This window comes from Variovorax sp. P4_D9, assembly GCF_056401695.1.
The window spans coordinates 1-14,791 of record NZ_JBFUIU010000149.1 but is presented as its reverse complement, the minus strand read 5'-3'; the positions used below and the strand labels follow the sequence as shown (position 1 = coordinate 14,791).

The window sequence follows — 14,791 nt, the reverse complement described above, 5'->3', positions numbered from 1 at the left end:
CAGCAGGCCTACGCCGCATTCGGACGCCGCGACGTTCCCGGAATCCTGGCCACGCTCACCGACGACGTGGACTGGCAATTTCACGCCAGCCCCAGCACCGGAATCCCGTACGGGGGCAAGTTCACCGGCAAGAAGGCGGTGGAGGCCTGGTTCACCACCCTGGCCCAGAGCGATGACATCCAGCAGTTCGAACCGCGCGAATTCCTCGAAGGGCCGGATCACGTGACGGTGCTCGGCTGGGAGCGCGTGAGGCCGCTTCCGAACGGGACCGTGTTCGACAGCGAATGGGTCCACGTGTTCACCTTGAAGGACGGCAAGATCAGCCGCTGGATCGGCACCGCGGACACAGCCGCTCGGCAGGCGGCTGCGAAGTAGGCGTCCTGGCTGGCCACCTGGAAGGTCGGAACTTCACCGCCAGCGGCCCGTCAAACTTTTCTCGACCTGCGCCTTCTGGTCGCGCGCAAGCGCATTGGGATGCACGAAGGCGCCCGGCTCTATCGGTTGCAAGGAGAGCGCGCATGGAAAAGATGCTTCACCTGCTCGAGACTTTTACCGCCCACGGAAGCGATGGACAGACCTACCATGTCCAGGCCTATGAACACCTCGCCCGTCTCGACGCGGTTCCCGACACGCAAGGCCAATGGGAGCCGACGGGGCTCACCGAATACAAGCTGGCGGATGGTCGGCACGTCGGCGTCGACAAGGAAGGCGTCATGACATTGGCCGGCACGGGACTGAGGCTGAATCGCGAGCCTTCCCCGCAGCACTGAGAGCGATGCCCGCGCGAGCGGGCGTTGTAGTGGATTCCTGGGGCGCTGCTCGGCCGTCTTGTTCGAACGCGCCGAGGCCCGACGCTGGGTAACCCTCACCCGAGGAGAGGACCATGGCAACCGAGAAAAAGCGCCCAATCGCCCAGTTCGAGCCCGGCTCCTACCGGGTGAATCCGCCCAAGAATGCGAAGGAGGTGATCGCCTTCGTGCGGGAGCATGGAATCCAGATCGTCGACCTCAAGTTCACCGATCTGCCCGGACTGTGGCAGCACTTCTCGATCGCGCTGCCGGAACTCAACGACGAGTTGTTCGATGACGGCATCGGGTTCGACGGCTCCTCGATCCGCGGTTTCCAGGAGATCCACGAGTCGGACATGCTGCTGCAGCCGGACCCGAGCACCGTATTCATCGATCCGATGTGCGAGACCCCGACGCTTTCGATGATCTGCAACGTGATCGACCCGGTCCTCAAGGGGCCCTACTCGCGCGATCCGCGTTTCGTGGCCCGCAAGGCGGAGCGTCACTTGAAGGACACCGGGGTCGCGCAGACCTGCTACTTCGGCCCGGAGCTGGAGTTCTTCATCTTCGACTCGATCCGGTTCGAGCAGAACACGCATTGCGGCTACTACTACGTTGATTCGGTCGAGGGCGCATGGAACTCGGGCCGGGACGAAGGCGCGTTCGGGGGCGGGAATCTCGGCTACAAGCCGCGCTACAAGGAAGGCTATTTCCCGGTGCCCCCGCACGACACTCTTCAGGACATCCGCTCGGAGATTGTGCTCGAGCTGATGAACGCGGGTGTGCAGGTCGAGATCCACCACCACGAGGTATCGACCGCGGGCCAGAACGAGATCGACATGAAGTTCGCGCCGCTCGTGCGGATGGCCGACAACGTGATGGTCTACAAGTACTTCGTCAAGAACATCGCGCGCCGGCACGGCAAGGTTGCCACGTTTATGCCGAAGCCGCTCTTCGCTGACAACGCGAGCGGCATGCACTGTCACCAGAGCCTGTGGAACGAGAAGCGCAATCTCTTCTACGACGCCAAGGGTTGGGCGCTGACCTCCGAGCTGTGTCGCTGGTACATCGGCGGACTGCTCAAGCATGCGCACGCGCTGATGGCGTTCTGTGCGCCGACCACCAACTCCTACCGCCGGCTGGTACCGGGCTACGAGGCGCCGGTGAACCTGGTGATGTCGCAGCGAAATCGCTCGGCCGCGGCGCGCATTCCGATGTATTCGGACTCGCCGAATGCGAGGCGCGTCGAGTTCCGTTGTCCGGACCCGACTGCGAATGCCTACCTCGCGTTCGCCGCGATGCTCATGGCGGGCCTCGACGGGATCGCCAACAAGACCGACCCGGGCCCGCCGCTCGACAAGAACATCTACGAGCTACCCCCTGAAGAGGCCAAGAGCATCGCGAAGGTCCCCGGATCGCTCGAGGAGTCACTCCGCGCGCTGGAGAAGGATCACGACTTCCTGATGCGCGGAGACGTGTTCACCAAGGACGTGATCGAAACGTGGCTCGAATACAAGTGGAAGCACGAGGTCGATCCCGTGAGGCTGCGCCCCCACCCGTGGGAGTTCCAACTCTACTTCGATGCCTGAGGCCTGCCCAGCATGAAGGATTGGCAACGATTCCGGCTCAGCCTGTCTTCAGCTTCAGGATCATCGTCATCACGCCGGCCATGGCGGAATCAAGTTCCAGGTATCCCTGGAAGTCCTTGCCCTCCATCCAGGAAGCGTCCCAGTTCTGGCGCTTGAGCGTTTTCTGCCAGGCATCGGTCTGAACTGCGCGGCGTGCCGCAGCGACCAATTCCTGCTGGCGTTTGGGTGGCACCGACTTCCCGGTGAAGATGCCGCGCCAATTGGCGAGATCGGCGTCGACGCCCTGCTCGCGCGCGGACGGAATGCCGAGGAAGGGACGTTTCGCGGACACGCCGATGGCGCGCAGCTTGCCGCTGGCGATGCTTTCGCTGAATTCGCTGTAGCCCGAGATGCCGGCCACGGCCTTGCCGGACTCGAGCGCCTCCACAACCTGCGCACCGCCTGCGTTGGGAAGATAGACCAGATTGACGGAGCTTCCGGCAAGTCGGGCGAGCATGCCGGCAAACATGTGGTCGACCCCGCCCGAGGATCCGCCCGCGATCGCGGTCGCGCCCGGGTTAGCGCGAAGCCTGCCGATCAAGTCCTTGACGGTGGCGATGGGCGAGTCGGCCTTCACCGCCACCACCTCGTAGTCACTCGTCAGCCGCGCAATCGGCTGAATGCGGCTCATGTCGACGGCGGGCTTCTGCAGCGCGACAGCGCCCACCATGACCATGCCGCTCATCAGAAGCGCATTCGGGTCCGCATCGTACTTTTCTACGTACTTCGCCAGGCCGATCGTGCCGCCCTTGCCACCGATGTTCTCGTAGTCGATGGCGCTCACCACGCCCGCCGCCTGCATTGCAGCACCCAGCGCCCGGCCGGTTTGGTCCCAGCCGCCACCCTCGTTGGCCGGAATAACGATGCGCAAGCGTGCGAGGGGGGCATTGCCCGCAGGATTGGACGGTCCCGCCTGGGACCACGCCGGGTCGGCCATGGCAACACTTGCCGTCGCGGCAGCCAGCCAGGCGGCGAAGTCGCGACGCCGCAGGGCTTTTCCGTTTGCGCTGGGCACGAGTTGGTTCGAAAAAGGCGAGTCGCGGCGATCGATTCTTGGCATTTGTATCTAAAAGTAATGGGCTGCCCATCCTATTCAGTGCGAAAGCCATGCCGACGCGGGTAATCCCTGAGCGGCGGTGCGCTGCGAGGATTTGGTCACGAAGCGCGTCGCTTACTGACCCTAACCATGGCAAACCAAGGTCTGGCAACGACATACAGATTGCTTTGCTAGCAATGAATGGCAGGAGGCCAAGTCATGCCCTCACCGAGCGCCGCGCCCGACAAGCGAGAAACGCTGAATATCCGCATCAAGCCCGAGGAACGAAACCTGATTGACAGGGCGGCAAAGGCAAGCGGGAAGAACCGCACCGATTTCATGTTGGACGCTGCCCGCTCAGCCGCCGAGAAGACGTTGCTCGACCAGGTCCTCGGACATGCCGCCCCAGTCGAATGAGCGACTGCGCACGACGATCCAAACGAGGGCCCCGTGGGACCCCACATGACGGTTGGAACCGAGCGACTGGATACCAGTCACGACATCGAATCGTTCGCCTCGGGTGTGGAGGGGTCCGGCATGTTTCGACGAAAACGGCCCGGCGCTGAAACTACGGCGTAGGCACTCGACAATGGTCCAGACCCGATTCTCGTGGTTGTACTTGCGCGACTCGCCGTGGACCAATCCCGGCAAGGCGGCGGATGGGGTTGAGCGCTGGTGCGTGACGCCTGCGCGTGATTCAGGCAGCAGACACCATCGGCATTCGAGGAATGATCGTCCATGCACTCTCACCCGAAGCGAAGGCTTACTACGAGCGGATCGGTTTCGAGACGTCGCCGTTCGATCCGATGATGTTGATGGTCACGTTTACCGACCTGAAAGCAATCCTGTAAACAGCATCGGTGTCGCACCCCGTGATCTGCGGCCGCGACAACAATGGAGCTCCAAGAAGAGGCGATTTGCCGGCGTGTACGCGCCGTTGTTCATCCTTCGCCGGGGCCTTCTGCCGCACAAGGTGCGCAAGGGCGACCGTCAGCTCAAGTGTCATCGCTTCCTCGGCACCGAGTAGGTGAGCTCGGCAAAACCCGGCCCGACAAACTTGGCATCCTTGAGTTGCAGGGAAGGCGACACGATGCGACGCGGAAGCAACGGCTTGCCCGAGCTCAGAGTCACGGATCCGACTTGAACAATGATCTCGTCAAGCAACCCAGCGTCATAGAACTGACCGACAAGATCGCCACCGCCAACGAGCCAGATGTTCTTGCCCCCGGCGGCCGGCTTCATTGCCTCGTGCACGGGCCTCACGTCACCTCGGACGAAATGAATGGCCGCGGAGGGCACGCGAGGTAGGTCGCGGCTGCTGAACACCCATGCGGGTTGCTCGTAGGGCCATGCTGCCTGGTCCTTGGTCCCTGGCTTGACGACGTGACRCAACATCCATTCGTATGTCGACGACCCCATCGCGAGTGCACCGACGCCCTGGATGAAACTGGGATAGCTGGTGTCGTTGATGTCGCCGAGTGGAAACAGCCATTCCAATGAATGGTCGTCCGTCGCGATAAAGCCGTCGAGGCTGCAAGCGGTGTAGTACTGGGTCTTCATGCTCGCGGTCTCTCCTTGAGTTTGCTACGCCTGGCCAGTCACAACGAGCACGCCACTCACACCTTGGCCTCGACGTAGTAGGTCTGGATCAGCTCCGCCTTGCCCTTGATCATTGCCGGTGGCATGGGCCGCAGGCGAAACTGATCGTCAACCTTGCGGCGAATGTCCTCCGTGATCAGCAGATCGACTTCGTACTTGCTGGTCAACCCTTCGACCCGGGAGGCGACGTTGATCGGGTCGCCCGTCACGCTGAACTTCGAAAGGCCGGGGGTGCCGATCACGCCCGCCACCACCTCCCCACCGTGGATGCCGATGCCGAAGCGCAGTTCGGGCAGGCCCTTCTCACGCGAAGTGGCGTTGTAGCGCGCCAGTTGCGCGCGCATTTCCAGCGCGGCCAGCACGGCGTCGCGCGCCTGCCAGGGGTTGGACTCCAAGGCGCCGAACAGGGCCAGCAAGCCATCGCCCACGAACTCGGTGACATGCCCGTGATGGTGAGTAATGGCAACAGTCATGTGGCGGAAGTAGTCGTTCAGGATGCTCACCGTGACGGCGGGGTCGAGCCGGTCGCAGAGGGCCGTGAAGCCCCGCAGGTCGGCAAACAACATCGTCACCTGCCGCCGCTCGGGTTCGAAAGCGTCACCGGTACGGGTGAGTCGCTCCACCACGTCAGCCGGCACGAAGCGCTCGAACTGACCTTGGAGTCGCTCCAGTTTTTCATCGGCGGCCATCAACAGCTTCTCGAGCTGGTCGTTCTGGCGGCGGCCGCGTAGGACGCGCACTGTCAGGCCCGAAAGGACGATGGCCCCGACCGCGGCAAGGACCCAGGCCAGCGCCGTCATTCCAGCAACATGGCCAGCCGAACGGTCCCATTCGCCAGCGATGCCACGCCGATGGCTTCCAGCAACGCGTCCGCGCCCAGTTCGGCACCGAGGGCGCGTGTCTTCTGCTGGATCGACGAAGGCTCGTAGTACACGGTCTCGCGCGCCCAAGCCATGAGGCCGGCCTCGCGCTGCGCCAAGCGGGGGCAACGAAGCGTCGCCATTGCGCTATCGATTTCCGATTGACTCAGGCCCTCTTCGAGAAGCAATCGGGTCGCCGCGGCTTCGCAATGCGGGCAGCCGAGCGTGCGCGCGACCACGGCGAACATCAGCGCCTTCGCGCTGCGGCTCAGCACCCCCGTTTCGAACGAGCCGTCGAGCGCCGCCTTCATGACCGCGCCCGCACGCAGTCCGGCAAGCGGCGCCACCACCACGCCAAAGGGACCGGCAGCCAACGTAGCCCGATCCGGCGCCGCTTCCAGCGGCCTTCTCGGCGCGAACTTCTTCATCAACGGAATCGCGAGCGCGAGCAGCCAGCGGAACGGTCCACTGGCCATGCGCTCGAACTTCTGTTCCGGCGGACACGCCAGCAGGGTGCTGACGCGGTTGTAGAAGCACCCGAGCGAGATCGCAAAGGCGATCTCGCCTATTTGCTCGGGGGTGTAGCCGAGTTTGAGCAGGGCGACACGCTCGGCCGCGGCCGGGCGTGGCCTCGATCGGGCCAGGCTGCGGCAGAAGGCGATATACGCGCGCTCCTTTTCGTCCAGCTCGGCGGTCTGCACGTCGCGTTCGACTTGCTGGATGAAAGACTCGGAATAGCCCAGCACCTTCATGTAGGCGCGGTTCGCCCCATAGCAGTAACGGCATGAGTTTTCCTGAGCCGTCACCATGCTGCCGATGCGGTGCAGCCGTTCGGGCAGAGCGGCCGGCACATAGTTCGTCGCTTCGTAGGCTGCCTCGCGCAGCCAGCGGCTGGGTGCGACCCGACGGTCGACCTCGAGGACCTGGGCGCCGCGGCTCTTGAGTTCGGCTTCCCACGCCACATCGTGCGCCACCGGAAGAACCGGGTCTCCCCACTGGATTTCGCTCAGCAATACAGCCATCAGCCACTCCAAGGATATCGGACGCAGTGTTCTTCGCCAGCATTGTCGCGCCGACCGTGCAAATTCTGCCGCAACGCACGGCCTCGCCGCCGTTGAACGACGATCCCGAGGCCATCGGTATAGTTTTGCAGCGCGGGCACTTGAATCTTGTCGGCAATCAAAGTCTCAGACCTCGTCGAATATGGCACTCACCGGAAAACTCATCAGCTGGAATGACGAGCGTGGGTTCGGCTTCATTGCGCCGCGAAGCGGTGGACGCGAGCTGTTCGTTCACATCAGCGCGCTCCCAAGGGACGGATCTCGTCCAACGGTGGGCGAGACGCTCACCTACGAACTTGGCCGCGGCAAGGACGGCAAGCCTCAGGCGGTGAATGTCTATCGGCAAGCGCTTGGGTGGCCGTCCACGTATCCGCGAGGGCAGTCGCAGTCCACTCACAGCAGACGCTCACCGATCAACGCACTGATTGTCTTCGTCCTGGTGGTCGCCATCGGGGCGTTCGGCTATGCGCAGTACCAACGACACTTCGTGCGGCCACGCCCGGCTGCTGCGGTGGCGTCCCATGAGGCCGTCGGCGCCGAACTCGCGCCGAGCCGTTACCTATGCGACGGACGGACCCATTGCTCGCAAATGACATCATGCAGCGAGGCAAAGTACTTCCTGAAGAATTGTCCCGGCACTCAAATGGACGGCAATCACGACGGCGTGCCCTGCGAGCAGCAATGGTGCACCAGCCCGTTTGCCAAGTAGTCCTCGCAGCAGATACACGGACGGCCACCCGCAGACGCCACTACGGCACATGCAACTCCGCCGTGGCCAACGACCTCAGGTCGTTGGCGCCCCCCGCGAGCAGCACATCGCCATCCGGCAACGGCTCTGGGCGCCGCGAGACAGCGCCGTCCTCATTATGCTTTTTCAGGTGGGCGGCGATCCTCCGCTTTCAGCCGTTGCGAAACAGGAAGCTGTAGGCGTTGAGGGCCGGCACGCCGCCAAGGTGCGCGTACAGCACCTTCGAGCCCTCGGGAAACTCGCCGAGCCTCACCTTTTCGATCATTCCGTGCATCGACTTGCCCTCGTACACCGGGTCGGTGAGCATGGCCTCCATGCGGGCGCTCAGGCGAATCGCTTCGAGTGTTCCTTCGTTCGGCAATCCGTACTCCGGTCCGCCGAAGCGGGTGTCGAGCACCACGTCCTTGTCGGTGATCTCGCGGCCGAGTTCGACCGACTCGGCCGTGTTCCTCGAGATGCGCAGAATCTGGTCGAAGGTCTGCTGTGGCTTGGCCGATGCGTCGATGCCGATCACGCGGTCGGCGCGCCCGTCGGCCGCAAAGCCCACCACCATGCCGGCCTGGGTGCTGCCGGTGACGGAACAGGTGACGATGTAGTCGAACTTGAAGCCGAGTTCGGCTTCCTGCTGCCGCACTTCTTCCGCGAAGCCCACGAAGCCGAGCCCGCCCTTCGGATGCTCGGAGCAGCCCGCGGGAATCGGGAACGGCTTGCCGCCGGCCTGGCGCACGCTGTCCATGGCGTCTTCCCAACTCTTGCGAATGCCGATGTCGAAGCCGGCGGCATCGAGTCGCACGTCGGCGCCCATGATGCGCGACATCTCGATATTGCCGACCCGGTCGTACACCGCGTCCGAATAGTTGACCCAGTTCTCCTGTACCAGCACGCACTTCATGCCAAGGTGGGCGGCCACCGCGGCGACCTGCCGCGTCTGGTTCGACTGGATGCCGCCGATCGACACCAGCGTGTCGTAGCCGCCTTCGATGGCTTCCGGGATCAGGTATTCGAGCTTGCGCGTCTTGTTGCCGCCGAAGGCCAGGCCGCTGTTGCAGTCCTCGCGCTTGGCATAGAGCGCGACCTTGCCGCCCAGATGGGCGCTGAGCCGCCGCAAGGGCTGGATAGGCGTGGGCCCGAAGGTGAGCGGGTAGCGCGGGAATTTCTGCAGGTTCATGGGGCGATTCCTTGTTCGACGAGATGAAGCGAATCGTAAGAAGGATCGCCTGTTCGATGGTTGCAAAATTAGGTCCAACTGCGACACTATGGACGGCGACTTAAAAAAATCTGATCGATCTATTTCGTAAAAATGACTACGAACACAACAAAATTGCAAGGCAAGGGTGAGCTGGATCGAACCGACCGCGCCATCCTGCGGGCGCTGCAACGCGATGCCTCGGTGTCGAACGTGGCGCTCGCTGCCAAGGTCAACCTGAGCGCGCCGGCCTGCCTGCGGCGGGTCGAGCGACTCAAGTCGATGGGGCTGATCAGGAAGGTGGTGGCACTGCTCGATCCGGGGGCGCTGGGCTTCGGCACGCTGGTCATGATCGGCGTGGTGCTCGACCGCTCCACGCCCGAGTCATTCGCCAGTTTCGAGAAGGCCGTGCAGAAGGTGTCTGGTTGCCTCGAATGCCATGTGGTCACGGGCGAGTTCGACTACTTCATGCTGGTGCGCACGCGCGACAACGACAGCTACAACCGCCTGCACGCCGAGCAGCTGCTATACCTGCCTGGCGTGCGGCAGATACGGACCTTCATGGTGCTCAAGCAGGTGATGTCGACGACGCAGCTGCCGCTGCAGGCTTGATCCGGAGCCTGCTCGAGCGAGGCTCGGCGGCTCGGCGTTCACCCTTCCTCACTTCTCCGGTGTGCGCCCCCAGGCCTGAACGAAGGTGCTCGACAGCACCAGTGTTCCGGGGTCTTCGAGGTGACGCTTCAGAAGGGCCGTCAACTCGTTCAATTCGGCTTCTTCGATCAATTGCTGATCGAGGAGCCTGGCCCGCGCGTTCTCTACGAAGTCAAGCAGCAGCATGCGACGCCCATGACCCACCGGGTAGGCGTGTACCCACGGTTGCACGCGGATATCCACCAACCCGGCTTCACGCATCAAGCGCGGCACCTTCGAGCCGATCGTCCGGTCGATCCCGTCCATTCGGGCCGAAGTGTTGAGCAGCTCGAGCAAACGGGTTTGGGCGTGGTGGGGTGGGTCGCATCGCTGCGTGCTGGACTCGGCCTCATGCAAGGCAACCACGCCTCCGGGTCGGACCAGTCGGACCATCTCCTGCAGCAGGCCCTCGGGTTGCGGAACGTTGACCAGAACCAGTCGTGCGGTCGCGAGATCGAACGATTGCCCGGGCAGGCCCGTGTCGCGACCATCGGCATGCAGAACTTCGACGTTCGTCAGATGGCTGTCCGCGACGAAGCTTCGTGCACGCTGCACTTGCTCGGCGCTGCGTTCCACGCCGACGACCCCGCCCGTCGCACCGACGCGCCCGGCGAGAAGGCCCAGGCAACCCTGAGGGCCACAGCCAATCTCGATCACGCGCCAGCCCGCCGCTACACCGACATGATCGAACAGCCAGTTCGATTCGGCCGCAAGCTCTTGAGCTTGTCGCCCCAGACGATCTTGCTCCGCCTGCCGATAGCCTAGGAAGTAGGGATCAGATTCACTCACGGCGCACCTCCGCGACGGTATGCAGCGCTGGATGGTACGCCGGTGCGCGTGTACTCACGCCTACTTCTTTCGCCCTCGGAACCGTCCACGTCCCGTTGAGAATCGACGGCGTCTTCGCGCTCGGCCGGTACAGCTGCATCATCAGGATGAACTGGCCCCTGGGCGCCGGAAGCCAGTTCGCTTCCTTGTCCTTGCCATGCGATTCGGCCTGTATGTGGAGATCGACCGATCCGTCCGGATTCACCTTCGGGTCGTTGCGCTGGCTCAGCGTGTGGCGGTTGAGCGCATTCGGCACGAAGAAGTAGTCGGCGTCGTACATGGTCAGCGACCAGAAGCCATGGACCGGCGGCAGCTCGCCCTTCTTGAAGTGCACCACGTACTTCTTGGCACCGTCGTACTTCTGCAGGACGTCCGGTCCTTGCGAGGTCGGGTAGACCGCATTCTCGGGCGCTTGGCCTGGGACGGCTTGGGCACCTGGGCGAGTCCCTTGCTGACGGCGGGACTGAGCTTGGAGGGGTCGAAGTCCTGCGCACGATGCCGATGCTTGCGAGCTTCTTGACCATGGGCGCGTCGGCGGCCGTGGGTGGGTTGGTGTTGAGCGATTGCGCGAACAGCGTGAAGAAGGCGGTCGCATCCATGGCGTTGACCTGCTCGCGCGTCGAGGTCTTGGTGTCCACGCTCGGATCGACGCTGCCCGGCGGCGGGGTGTAGGGCTTGCCGTACGACGACAGCGGCACCGCGCTCATCTGGTCCTGCAGCGCATGAACCGCCGCATTATCCTCGGGCGTGCTGGTGCAATAAAGCCGCCGAGTAGCCACACCATGCCGGTGGCCGACTGGTACTGCTTGACGCCGGCCGGCAGCTTGCCCTTCCATCCGGGGCCGGTGATGGCGATCTTCAAGGCGCCACTGCCCGTCGTGCGCGCTCCGGGGTCGGCAAAGACGGTGGTCCATCCGTCCAGGAACGGCAGCAGGAAGAAACGCCCCTTCATGTCGGGCTGGTCGATGATGATCGGCCCTTCGACACGTCGAACCACGCGATGGTGTAGAGCGTGTCGGCATTGGGCGCCGTAACCGCGTGGTTTTCCGCAGGCGGGTAGCCGCGCAGCCGCACGAAATGTCCCATCGGTGCCTTGTCGCCTTCAGGGGCCACCACGTTGACCATGCCGCGTCGCGTCAGTTCCATCGTGACCAGCGGGTAGGCGTAAATGTAGGCTTCGATGCCGATATCGCGCGCTCGCCGTGCCTTGACATCGGTTTCCACCGAGCCGACTCCGGCTTCGACCCTCTCCGCGAGGTCCGCCATAAGGCCGTCGGCCGCAAACGCGCTGGGAGCCCAACTGCCGAGGGCCGACATATGTGCTCGCTGTCGAGATTGGGGTGGATTGACGATGAGGTCAAAATCTACCGGGCTCCCGCGTTCCCTGAAATTGGACCAAAGCCGTATTGATGGTCGGCGCGCGCTGTAAGAGCTCCTTTCTCGTCGTTAAACGCTACGATCGGCTTCCTGTGAACAGGAAGGAGCAACATGATGTCTGTCAAGCGTCTCGGCCTGATGGTGGCCGGCCTCGCGGCGGTCCTGTCCCTGTTGCAGGCGTGCTCCCAGCCCGTCGTTTCGCCAACGCCGCCGACCGGTGTGCAGCGTCTCTACATCCTGAACTGTGGCGAAGGCGTCGCGGGAGACATCTCGCGCTGGTCGCCGGGCGTCAACGTTGGCAAGTCGATGCCATTCGCCAACAGCTGCTACCTCATCAAGCACGCGCAGGGTTGGATGCTATGGGACACGGGCCTCGCCGACTCGGTCGCGGCCATGCCCGAGGGCTTGCGACCTTCGGACCCGCGCRCGATCACCTGGCGCCTGCCGAAGACGCTCGCGGCGCAGATCGACGAACTCGGGTTGAAGCCGTCGGACATCAAGTACGTTGCGGTGTCTCATAGCCACCCCGATCACATCGGCAATGTCGACATGTTCCCGAACTCGATGCTGCTGGTGCAGAAAGCCGAATACGAGTCCTCGACCGGCAGCTCCCTTCGGACCCGGCCCAGCGGGACGGTGACCACGCTGGAAGGCGACCGCGACGTGTTCGGTGACGGCAGTGTGACGATCATTTCAACACCTGGGCACACCGCGGGGCACGAGTCGCTGCTCGTGAAGCTGCCCCGGACCGGTGCCGTCCTGCTGTCCGGTGATGCCGCTCACTTCAAGGACAACTGGGACAACAGACGCGTCCCCCCGATCAATTACAACGCGGAGCAGACCGCCGCCTCGATGCAGCGGCTCGCGAACATCATGGCCAGGGACAAGGCCCAGCTCTGGATCAACCACGACAAGGCGCAGCGCGACGGACAGAAGCTGTCGCCCGCGTTCTACGAGTAGGGCGGCAGGGGCACGTTCTGAAGCGTGCGGATCCCTCGCCGAGTGGACCAGCGGCCACTCGGCGGGTTGCGCCGTTGACTGCTTGTAGTAGTGCGCCCAGTTCGTCGCCTTTCGGCGCATGAACGAGCACACCATCGTGCGCGTCGGCGCAATCCTTGGAGCGGTCACCGGCCTGTCGTGCGGGCGCTGCCGGTTTTCGGCGAGTTGAACTCCCAGATCCTGATCGAGCTTCGGGAGGCCAATGCGGCGCAGGCAGGCGCATTGATCTCGAACCGCGAAGTGGACCTGATGCTGTGCCGCGAGCCGGCCGTGTGGCCCGAAGGCTGGGAGTTCTCCCAGCTGATACCGGACCGACTGGACGTCGTCGCGGGGCCCGCGCATCCTCTGGTCGGAAGAGGTTCGCCGCACTTTGCCGGGCTGCTTGAAACTGGAACCCAGAGCAACCTGTGTGCGATCCTGGCCCATTGCGGCCGCGGCGACGAATACATCGTGGGTCAGGCGCATTGCTACCGATGGGAGGGCGGTGGCGCCGCCGCGCTCGGCGGCGTTCAGCCTCAACCGATCGAATACGATGCGGACGGAACCCTTTCCCTGGATCGGACCAAGGCAGCAAACCAGCCGGACAACGAGCATTTCGCAAGAACGCGGCTGCTGGCGCTCGAGAACACCCTGGCGGGGAAGCTCATGTCCGACGCCGGGAACGCGCTGTGAGGCCGTCGAGGGCGATGGCGAGGACGCCGAGGCGCTGCGCCTGACTCTCAGGCCTGGGCATGCGCAGCCTCGCCAGCGACAACGGGAATGACCTCCAGCACCCAGACCGGCGATGTGGTCTCGATCGCGCGCTCGAGCGCGAAGCCCGAGGCCTGGAGCAGTTCGCAGAATTCCACCTTGGTGCGCTCTCGCGCCGTGCCGAACATGGCCATCATCTGCGTGTCGACCAGGTAGCCCGTCGGCCGTCCGAGCGTTGGATCGGGTTCGATGATCTGGTCGACGACCAGCAAGCGCGCGCCCGGTGACATCGCGGCACGGCAATTGCGCAGGATGCGAATGCAATCGTCGTCGGACCAGTCGTGCAGCACGCGGATGAGGAGGTAGATGTCCGCGCCTTCAGGGACGAGGTCGAAGAAGCTTCCACCTCGAACGTCGATGCGTCCGCCAGCTCGCGCTTCCAGCGCAATGGCCGCCACGACGTCGTCGCGGTCGTAGACCAGTCCGCGCGGCCCGGCGAAGCGCGCGAGTATCTGCCGCAAAGTCTCTCCGTTGCCACCACCGATGTCGATGATCAGCTTCGCTGCGGAAAAGTCGAAGCTGGCCGCGAGAACCTGGTGGCGGCGATCGGGGAAGTTCGCCATGAAGGCGTCGAAGCTACGAGCCTCATCGGGATGCTCGCGAAGATACTGGAAGCGGCCCATGTTCCAGGCGGCTTGGTGGGGGGTGTCGCCAGCAAGGGCGGCATCCAGAAAGCCCCAGGCCTTCCACGAGCCGGGTGCGGTCCAGAACCTGGCGCCATAGTGAAGGCTGTTCGGCGCATCAGTCCTCAGGAGCACGGATCGAGGCGAATGAGCGACGCTGTCGTCGACGCCGATTCGAAAGACGCCAAAGGCGGCCAGCGCGCGCAGTACCCGCAGCAGCGGCGTGGCAAGTACCGAACATTCCTTGGCCAGGTCGCTCACATGGCGGCTGCCGTCTTTCGGAACCTTGTCCGCGAGGCCGAGGTCAGCCACCAGTCGGAGCATCCGCGAGACCTGAAATCCACGGATCAGAACATCAAGTGCTTCTCGATCGGCTTCGCTTCCCTCATCGGTCATGGCAAACCTCCGCGCTTGGTTGCCTGCACTCAAAACCTGGTTTCCGGCGTTCTACGGAATCGCGCTTGCCCGACCGGGGGCCGATGATGGCACAGGTGCAGAATTACCGCGAGCCCGCTTTCGCCGGCCGCTAGGTTCCGCCGCGGTCATTTTTCCATGCAATCCAAGGAAGTCTGAACCATGTACGCTTGCTCGTCATTAACGGATGACACGGTGGTGCGT

At 63.7% G+C, this 14,791-nt stretch carries 17 protein-coding genes and 2 pseudogenes; 10 read left to right on the top strand and 9 right to left on the bottom strand.

The window, feature by feature from the left end; all coding sequences use genetic code 11:
• From AC1DY5_RS17735 to glnA, 3 genes are all read left to right on the top strand, one after another.
• Positions 1 to 375 (top strand): nuclear transport factor 2 family protein (locus AC1DY5_RS17735; RefSeq protein WP_478113398.1); only part of this gene is annotated, 375 nt, incomplete at its 5' end.
• 143 nt (positions 376 to 518) lie between these two features.
• Positions 519 to 770 (top strand): hypothetical protein, encoded by a 252-nt coding sequence (locus tag AC1DY5_RS17730; protein ID WP_478113397.1) that lies wholly within the window; start codon positions 519 to 521, stop codon positions 768 to 770.
• A gap of 113 nt (positions 771 to 883) precedes the next feature.
• Positions 884 to 2,377, top strand: coding sequence for a type I glutamate--ammonia ligase (glnA, locus tag AC1DY5_RS17725; protein ID WP_478113396.1), 1,494 nt, complete (start codon positions 884 to 886; stop codon positions 2,375 to 2,377).
• Between the two features lie 37 nt (positions 2,378 to 2,414).
• Here glnA and AC1DY5_RS17720 read toward each other — a convergent pair whose 3' ends face one another.
• Positions 2,415 to 3,353 (bottom strand): Bug family tripartite tricarboxylate transporter substrate binding protein, encoded by a 939-nt coding sequence (locus AC1DY5_RS17720; protein WP_478113395.1) that lies wholly within the window; start codon positions 3,351 to 3,353, stop codon positions 2,415 to 2,417.
• Positions 3,354 to 3,671: 318 nt separating this feature from the next.
• Here AC1DY5_RS17720 and AC1DY5_RS17715 point away from each other — a divergent pair, with 318 nt between their 5' ends.
• Both AC1DY5_RS17715 and AC1DY5_RS17710 read left to right on the top strand, forming a co-directional pair.
• Complete coding sequence (locus tag AC1DY5_RS17715; protein ID WP_478113394.1) at positions 3,672 to 3,869, top strand: type II toxin-antitoxin system TacA family antitoxin; 198 nt, start codon at positions 3,672 to 3,674, stop codon at positions 3,867 to 3,869.
• Positions 3,870 to 4,144: 275 nt separating this feature from the next.
• The gene (locus AC1DY5_RS17710) at positions 4,145 to 4,303 is read left to right on the top strand and encodes a hypothetical protein (protein WP_478113393.1); all 159 of its coding nucleotides are present in this window, start codon (positions 4,145 to 4,147) and stop codon (positions 4,301 to 4,303) included.
• A 151-nt stretch (positions 4,304 to 4,454) separates the two neighbouring features.
• Here the strand turns inward: AC1DY5_RS17710 and AC1DY5_RS17705 are convergent, their stop codons facing one another.
• From AC1DY5_RS17705 to AC1DY5_RS17695, 3 genes are read right to left on the bottom strand one after another with little or no spacing between them, the layout of a single operon-like run.
• Positions 4,455 to 5,012 carry a dihydrofolate reductase family protein gene (locus tag AC1DY5_RS17705; protein ID WP_478113391.1) on the bottom strand — a complete coding sequence of 186 codons (558 nt, stop codon included), beginning with the start codon at positions 5,010 to 5,012 and terminating at the stop codon, positions 4,455 to 4,457.
• A gap of 56 nt (positions 5,013 to 5,068) precedes the next feature.
• The gene (locus AC1DY5_RS17700; protein ID WP_478113390.1) at positions 5,069 to 5,851 is read right to left on the bottom strand and encodes an adenylate/guanylate cyclase domain-containing protein; all 783 of its coding nucleotides are present in this window, start codon (positions 5,849 to 5,851) and stop codon (positions 5,069 to 5,071) included.
• Positions 5,848 to 6,933 carry a carboxymuconolactone decarboxylase family protein gene (locus AC1DY5_RS17695; protein WP_478113388.1) on the bottom strand — a complete coding sequence of 362 codons (1,086 nt, stop codon included), beginning with the start codon at positions 6,931 to 6,933 and terminating at the stop codon, positions 5,848 to 5,850. The genes AC1DY5_RS17700 and AC1DY5_RS17695 overlap by 4 nt, the downstream gene beginning before the upstream one ends.
• 181 nt (positions 6,934 to 7,114) lie before the next feature.
• On the opposite strand from AC1DY5_RS17695, the gene AC1DY5_RS17690 reads away from it, so the two are divergent.
• Positions 7,115 to 7,681 carry a cold shock domain-containing protein gene (locus tag AC1DY5_RS17690; RefSeq protein ID WP_478113386.1) on the top strand — a complete coding sequence of 189 codons (567 nt, stop codon included), beginning with the start codon at positions 7,115 to 7,117 and terminating at the stop codon, positions 7,679 to 7,681.
• 190 nt (positions 7,682 to 7,871) lie between these two features.
• On the opposite strand, the gene AC1DY5_RS17685 is transcribed toward AC1DY5_RS17690, so the two are convergent.
• Positions 7,872 to 8,888: a 1-aminocyclopropane-1-carboxylate deaminase gene (locus tag AC1DY5_RS17685; RefSeq protein ID WP_478113384.1), complete on the bottom strand. Its 1,017-nt coding sequence runs from the start codon at positions 8,886 to 8,888 to the stop codon at positions 7,872 to 7,874.
• Positions 8,889 to 9,020: 132 nt separating this feature from the next.
• Here AC1DY5_RS17685 and AC1DY5_RS17680 point away from each other — a divergent pair, with 132 nt between their 5' ends.
• Positions 9,021 to 9,518 (top strand): Lrp/AsnC family transcriptional regulator, encoded by a 498-nt coding sequence (locus AC1DY5_RS17680; RefSeq protein WP_478113383.1) that lies wholly within the window; start codon positions 9,021 to 9,023, stop codon positions 9,516 to 9,518.
• Between the two features lie 48 nt (positions 9,519 to 9,566).
• Here the strand turns inward: AC1DY5_RS17680 and AC1DY5_RS17675 are convergent, their stop codons facing one another.
• Together AC1DY5_RS17675 and AC1DY5_RS17670 are read right to left on the bottom strand one after the other, a co-directional pair.
• A complete protein-coding gene (locus tag AC1DY5_RS17675) occupies positions 9,567 to 10,385 on the bottom strand; it encodes a class I SAM-dependent methyltransferase (protein WP_478113382.1) in 819 nt (272 codons plus the stop codon).
• Entirely contained in the window at positions 10,378 to 10,791 is a 414-nt protein-coding gene (locus AC1DY5_RS17670; protein ID WP_478113399.1) for a DUF1214 domain-containing protein, read from the bottom strand. Before AC1DY5_RS17670 ends, AC1DY5_RS17675 begins: the two co-directional genes overlap by 8 nt.
• Positions 10,792 to 10,919: 128 nt before the next feature.
• Between AC1DY5_RS17670 and AC1DY5_RS17665 the strand changes: the two genes are divergently transcribed.
• Positions 10,920 to 11,096: a hypothetical protein gene (locus AC1DY5_RS17665; protein ID WP_478113400.1), complete on the top strand. Its 177-nt coding sequence runs from the start codon at positions 10,920 to 10,922 to the stop codon at positions 11,094 to 11,096.
• A gap of 31 nt (positions 11,097 to 11,127) precedes the next feature.
• Here AC1DY5_RS17665 and AC1DY5_RS17660 read toward each other — a convergent pair.
• Positions 11,128 to 11,510, bottom strand: a pseudogene (locus tag AC1DY5_RS17660) (DUF1254 domain-containing protein).
• 402 nt (positions 11,511 to 11,912) lie between these two features.
• On the opposite strand from AC1DY5_RS17660, the gene AC1DY5_RS17655 reads away from it, so the two are divergent.
• Both AC1DY5_RS17655 and AC1DY5_RS17650 read left to right on the top strand, forming a co-directional pair.
• The gene (locus AC1DY5_RS17655) at positions 11,913 to 12,761 is read left to right on the top strand and encodes an N-acyl homoserine lactonase family protein (RefSeq protein WP_478113381.1); all 849 of its coding nucleotides are present in this window, start codon (positions 11,913 to 11,915) and stop codon (positions 12,759 to 12,761) included.
• Positions 12,762 to 12,851: 90 nt separating this feature from the next.
• Positions 12,852 to 13,448 (top strand): annotated as a pseudogene (locus tag AC1DY5_RS17650) (beta-eliminating lyase-related protein); the annotation flags it as partial.
• Between the two features lie 71 nt (positions 13,449 to 13,519).
• On the opposite strand, the gene AC1DY5_RS17645 reads toward AC1DY5_RS17650, so the two are convergent.
• Positions 13,520 to 14,569, bottom strand: coding sequence for a methyltransferase (locus tag AC1DY5_RS17645; RefSeq protein WP_478113379.1), 1,050 nt, complete (start codon positions 14,567 to 14,569; stop codon positions 13,520 to 13,522).
• Between the last annotated feature and the right edge of the window lie 222 nt (positions 14,570 to 14,791).

Coding starts and splice junctions, on each gene's coding strand:
- AC1DY5_RS17730 (WP_478113397.1), top strand. CDS start 519: ATGGAAAAGATGCTTCACCTGCTCGAGACTTTTACCGCCCACGGAAGC.
- glnA (WP_478113396.1), top strand. CDS start 884: ATGGCAACCGAGAAAAAGCGCCCAATCGCCCAGTTCGAGCCCGGCTCC.
- AC1DY5_RS17720 (WP_478113395.1), bottom strand. CDS start 3,353: ATGGCCGACCCGGCGTGGTCCCAGGCGGGACCGTCCAATCCTGCGGGC.
- AC1DY5_RS17715 (WP_478113394.1), top strand. CDS start 3,672: ATGCCCTCACCGAGCGCCGCGCCCGACAAGCGAGAAACGCTGAATATC.
- AC1DY5_RS17700 (WP_478113390.1), bottom strand. CDS start 5,851: ATGACGGCGCTGGCCTGGGTCCTTGCCGCGGTCGGGGCCATCGTCCTT.
- AC1DY5_RS17695 (WP_478113388.1), bottom strand. CDS start 6,933: ATGGCTGTATTGCTGAGCGAAATCCAGTGGGGAGACCCGGTTCTTCCG.
- AC1DY5_RS17690 (WP_478113386.1), top strand. CDS start 7,115: ATGGCACTCACCGGAAAACTCATCAGCTGGAATGACGAGCGTGGGTTC.
- AC1DY5_RS17685 (WP_478113384.1), bottom strand. CDS start 8,888: ATGAACCTGCAGAAATTCCCGCGCTACCCGCTCACCTTCGGGCCCACG.
- AC1DY5_RS17680 (WP_478113383.1), top strand. CDS start 9,021: ATGACTACGAACACAACAAAATTGCAAGGCAAGGGTGAGCTGGATCGA.
- AC1DY5_RS17665 (WP_478113400.1), top strand. CDS start 10,920: ATGCCGATGCTTGCGAGCTTCTTGACCATGGGCGCGTCGGCGGCCGTG.
- AC1DY5_RS17645 (WP_478113379.1), bottom strand. CDS start 14,569: ATGACCGATGAGGGAAGCGAAGCCGATCGAGAAGCACTTGATGTTCTG.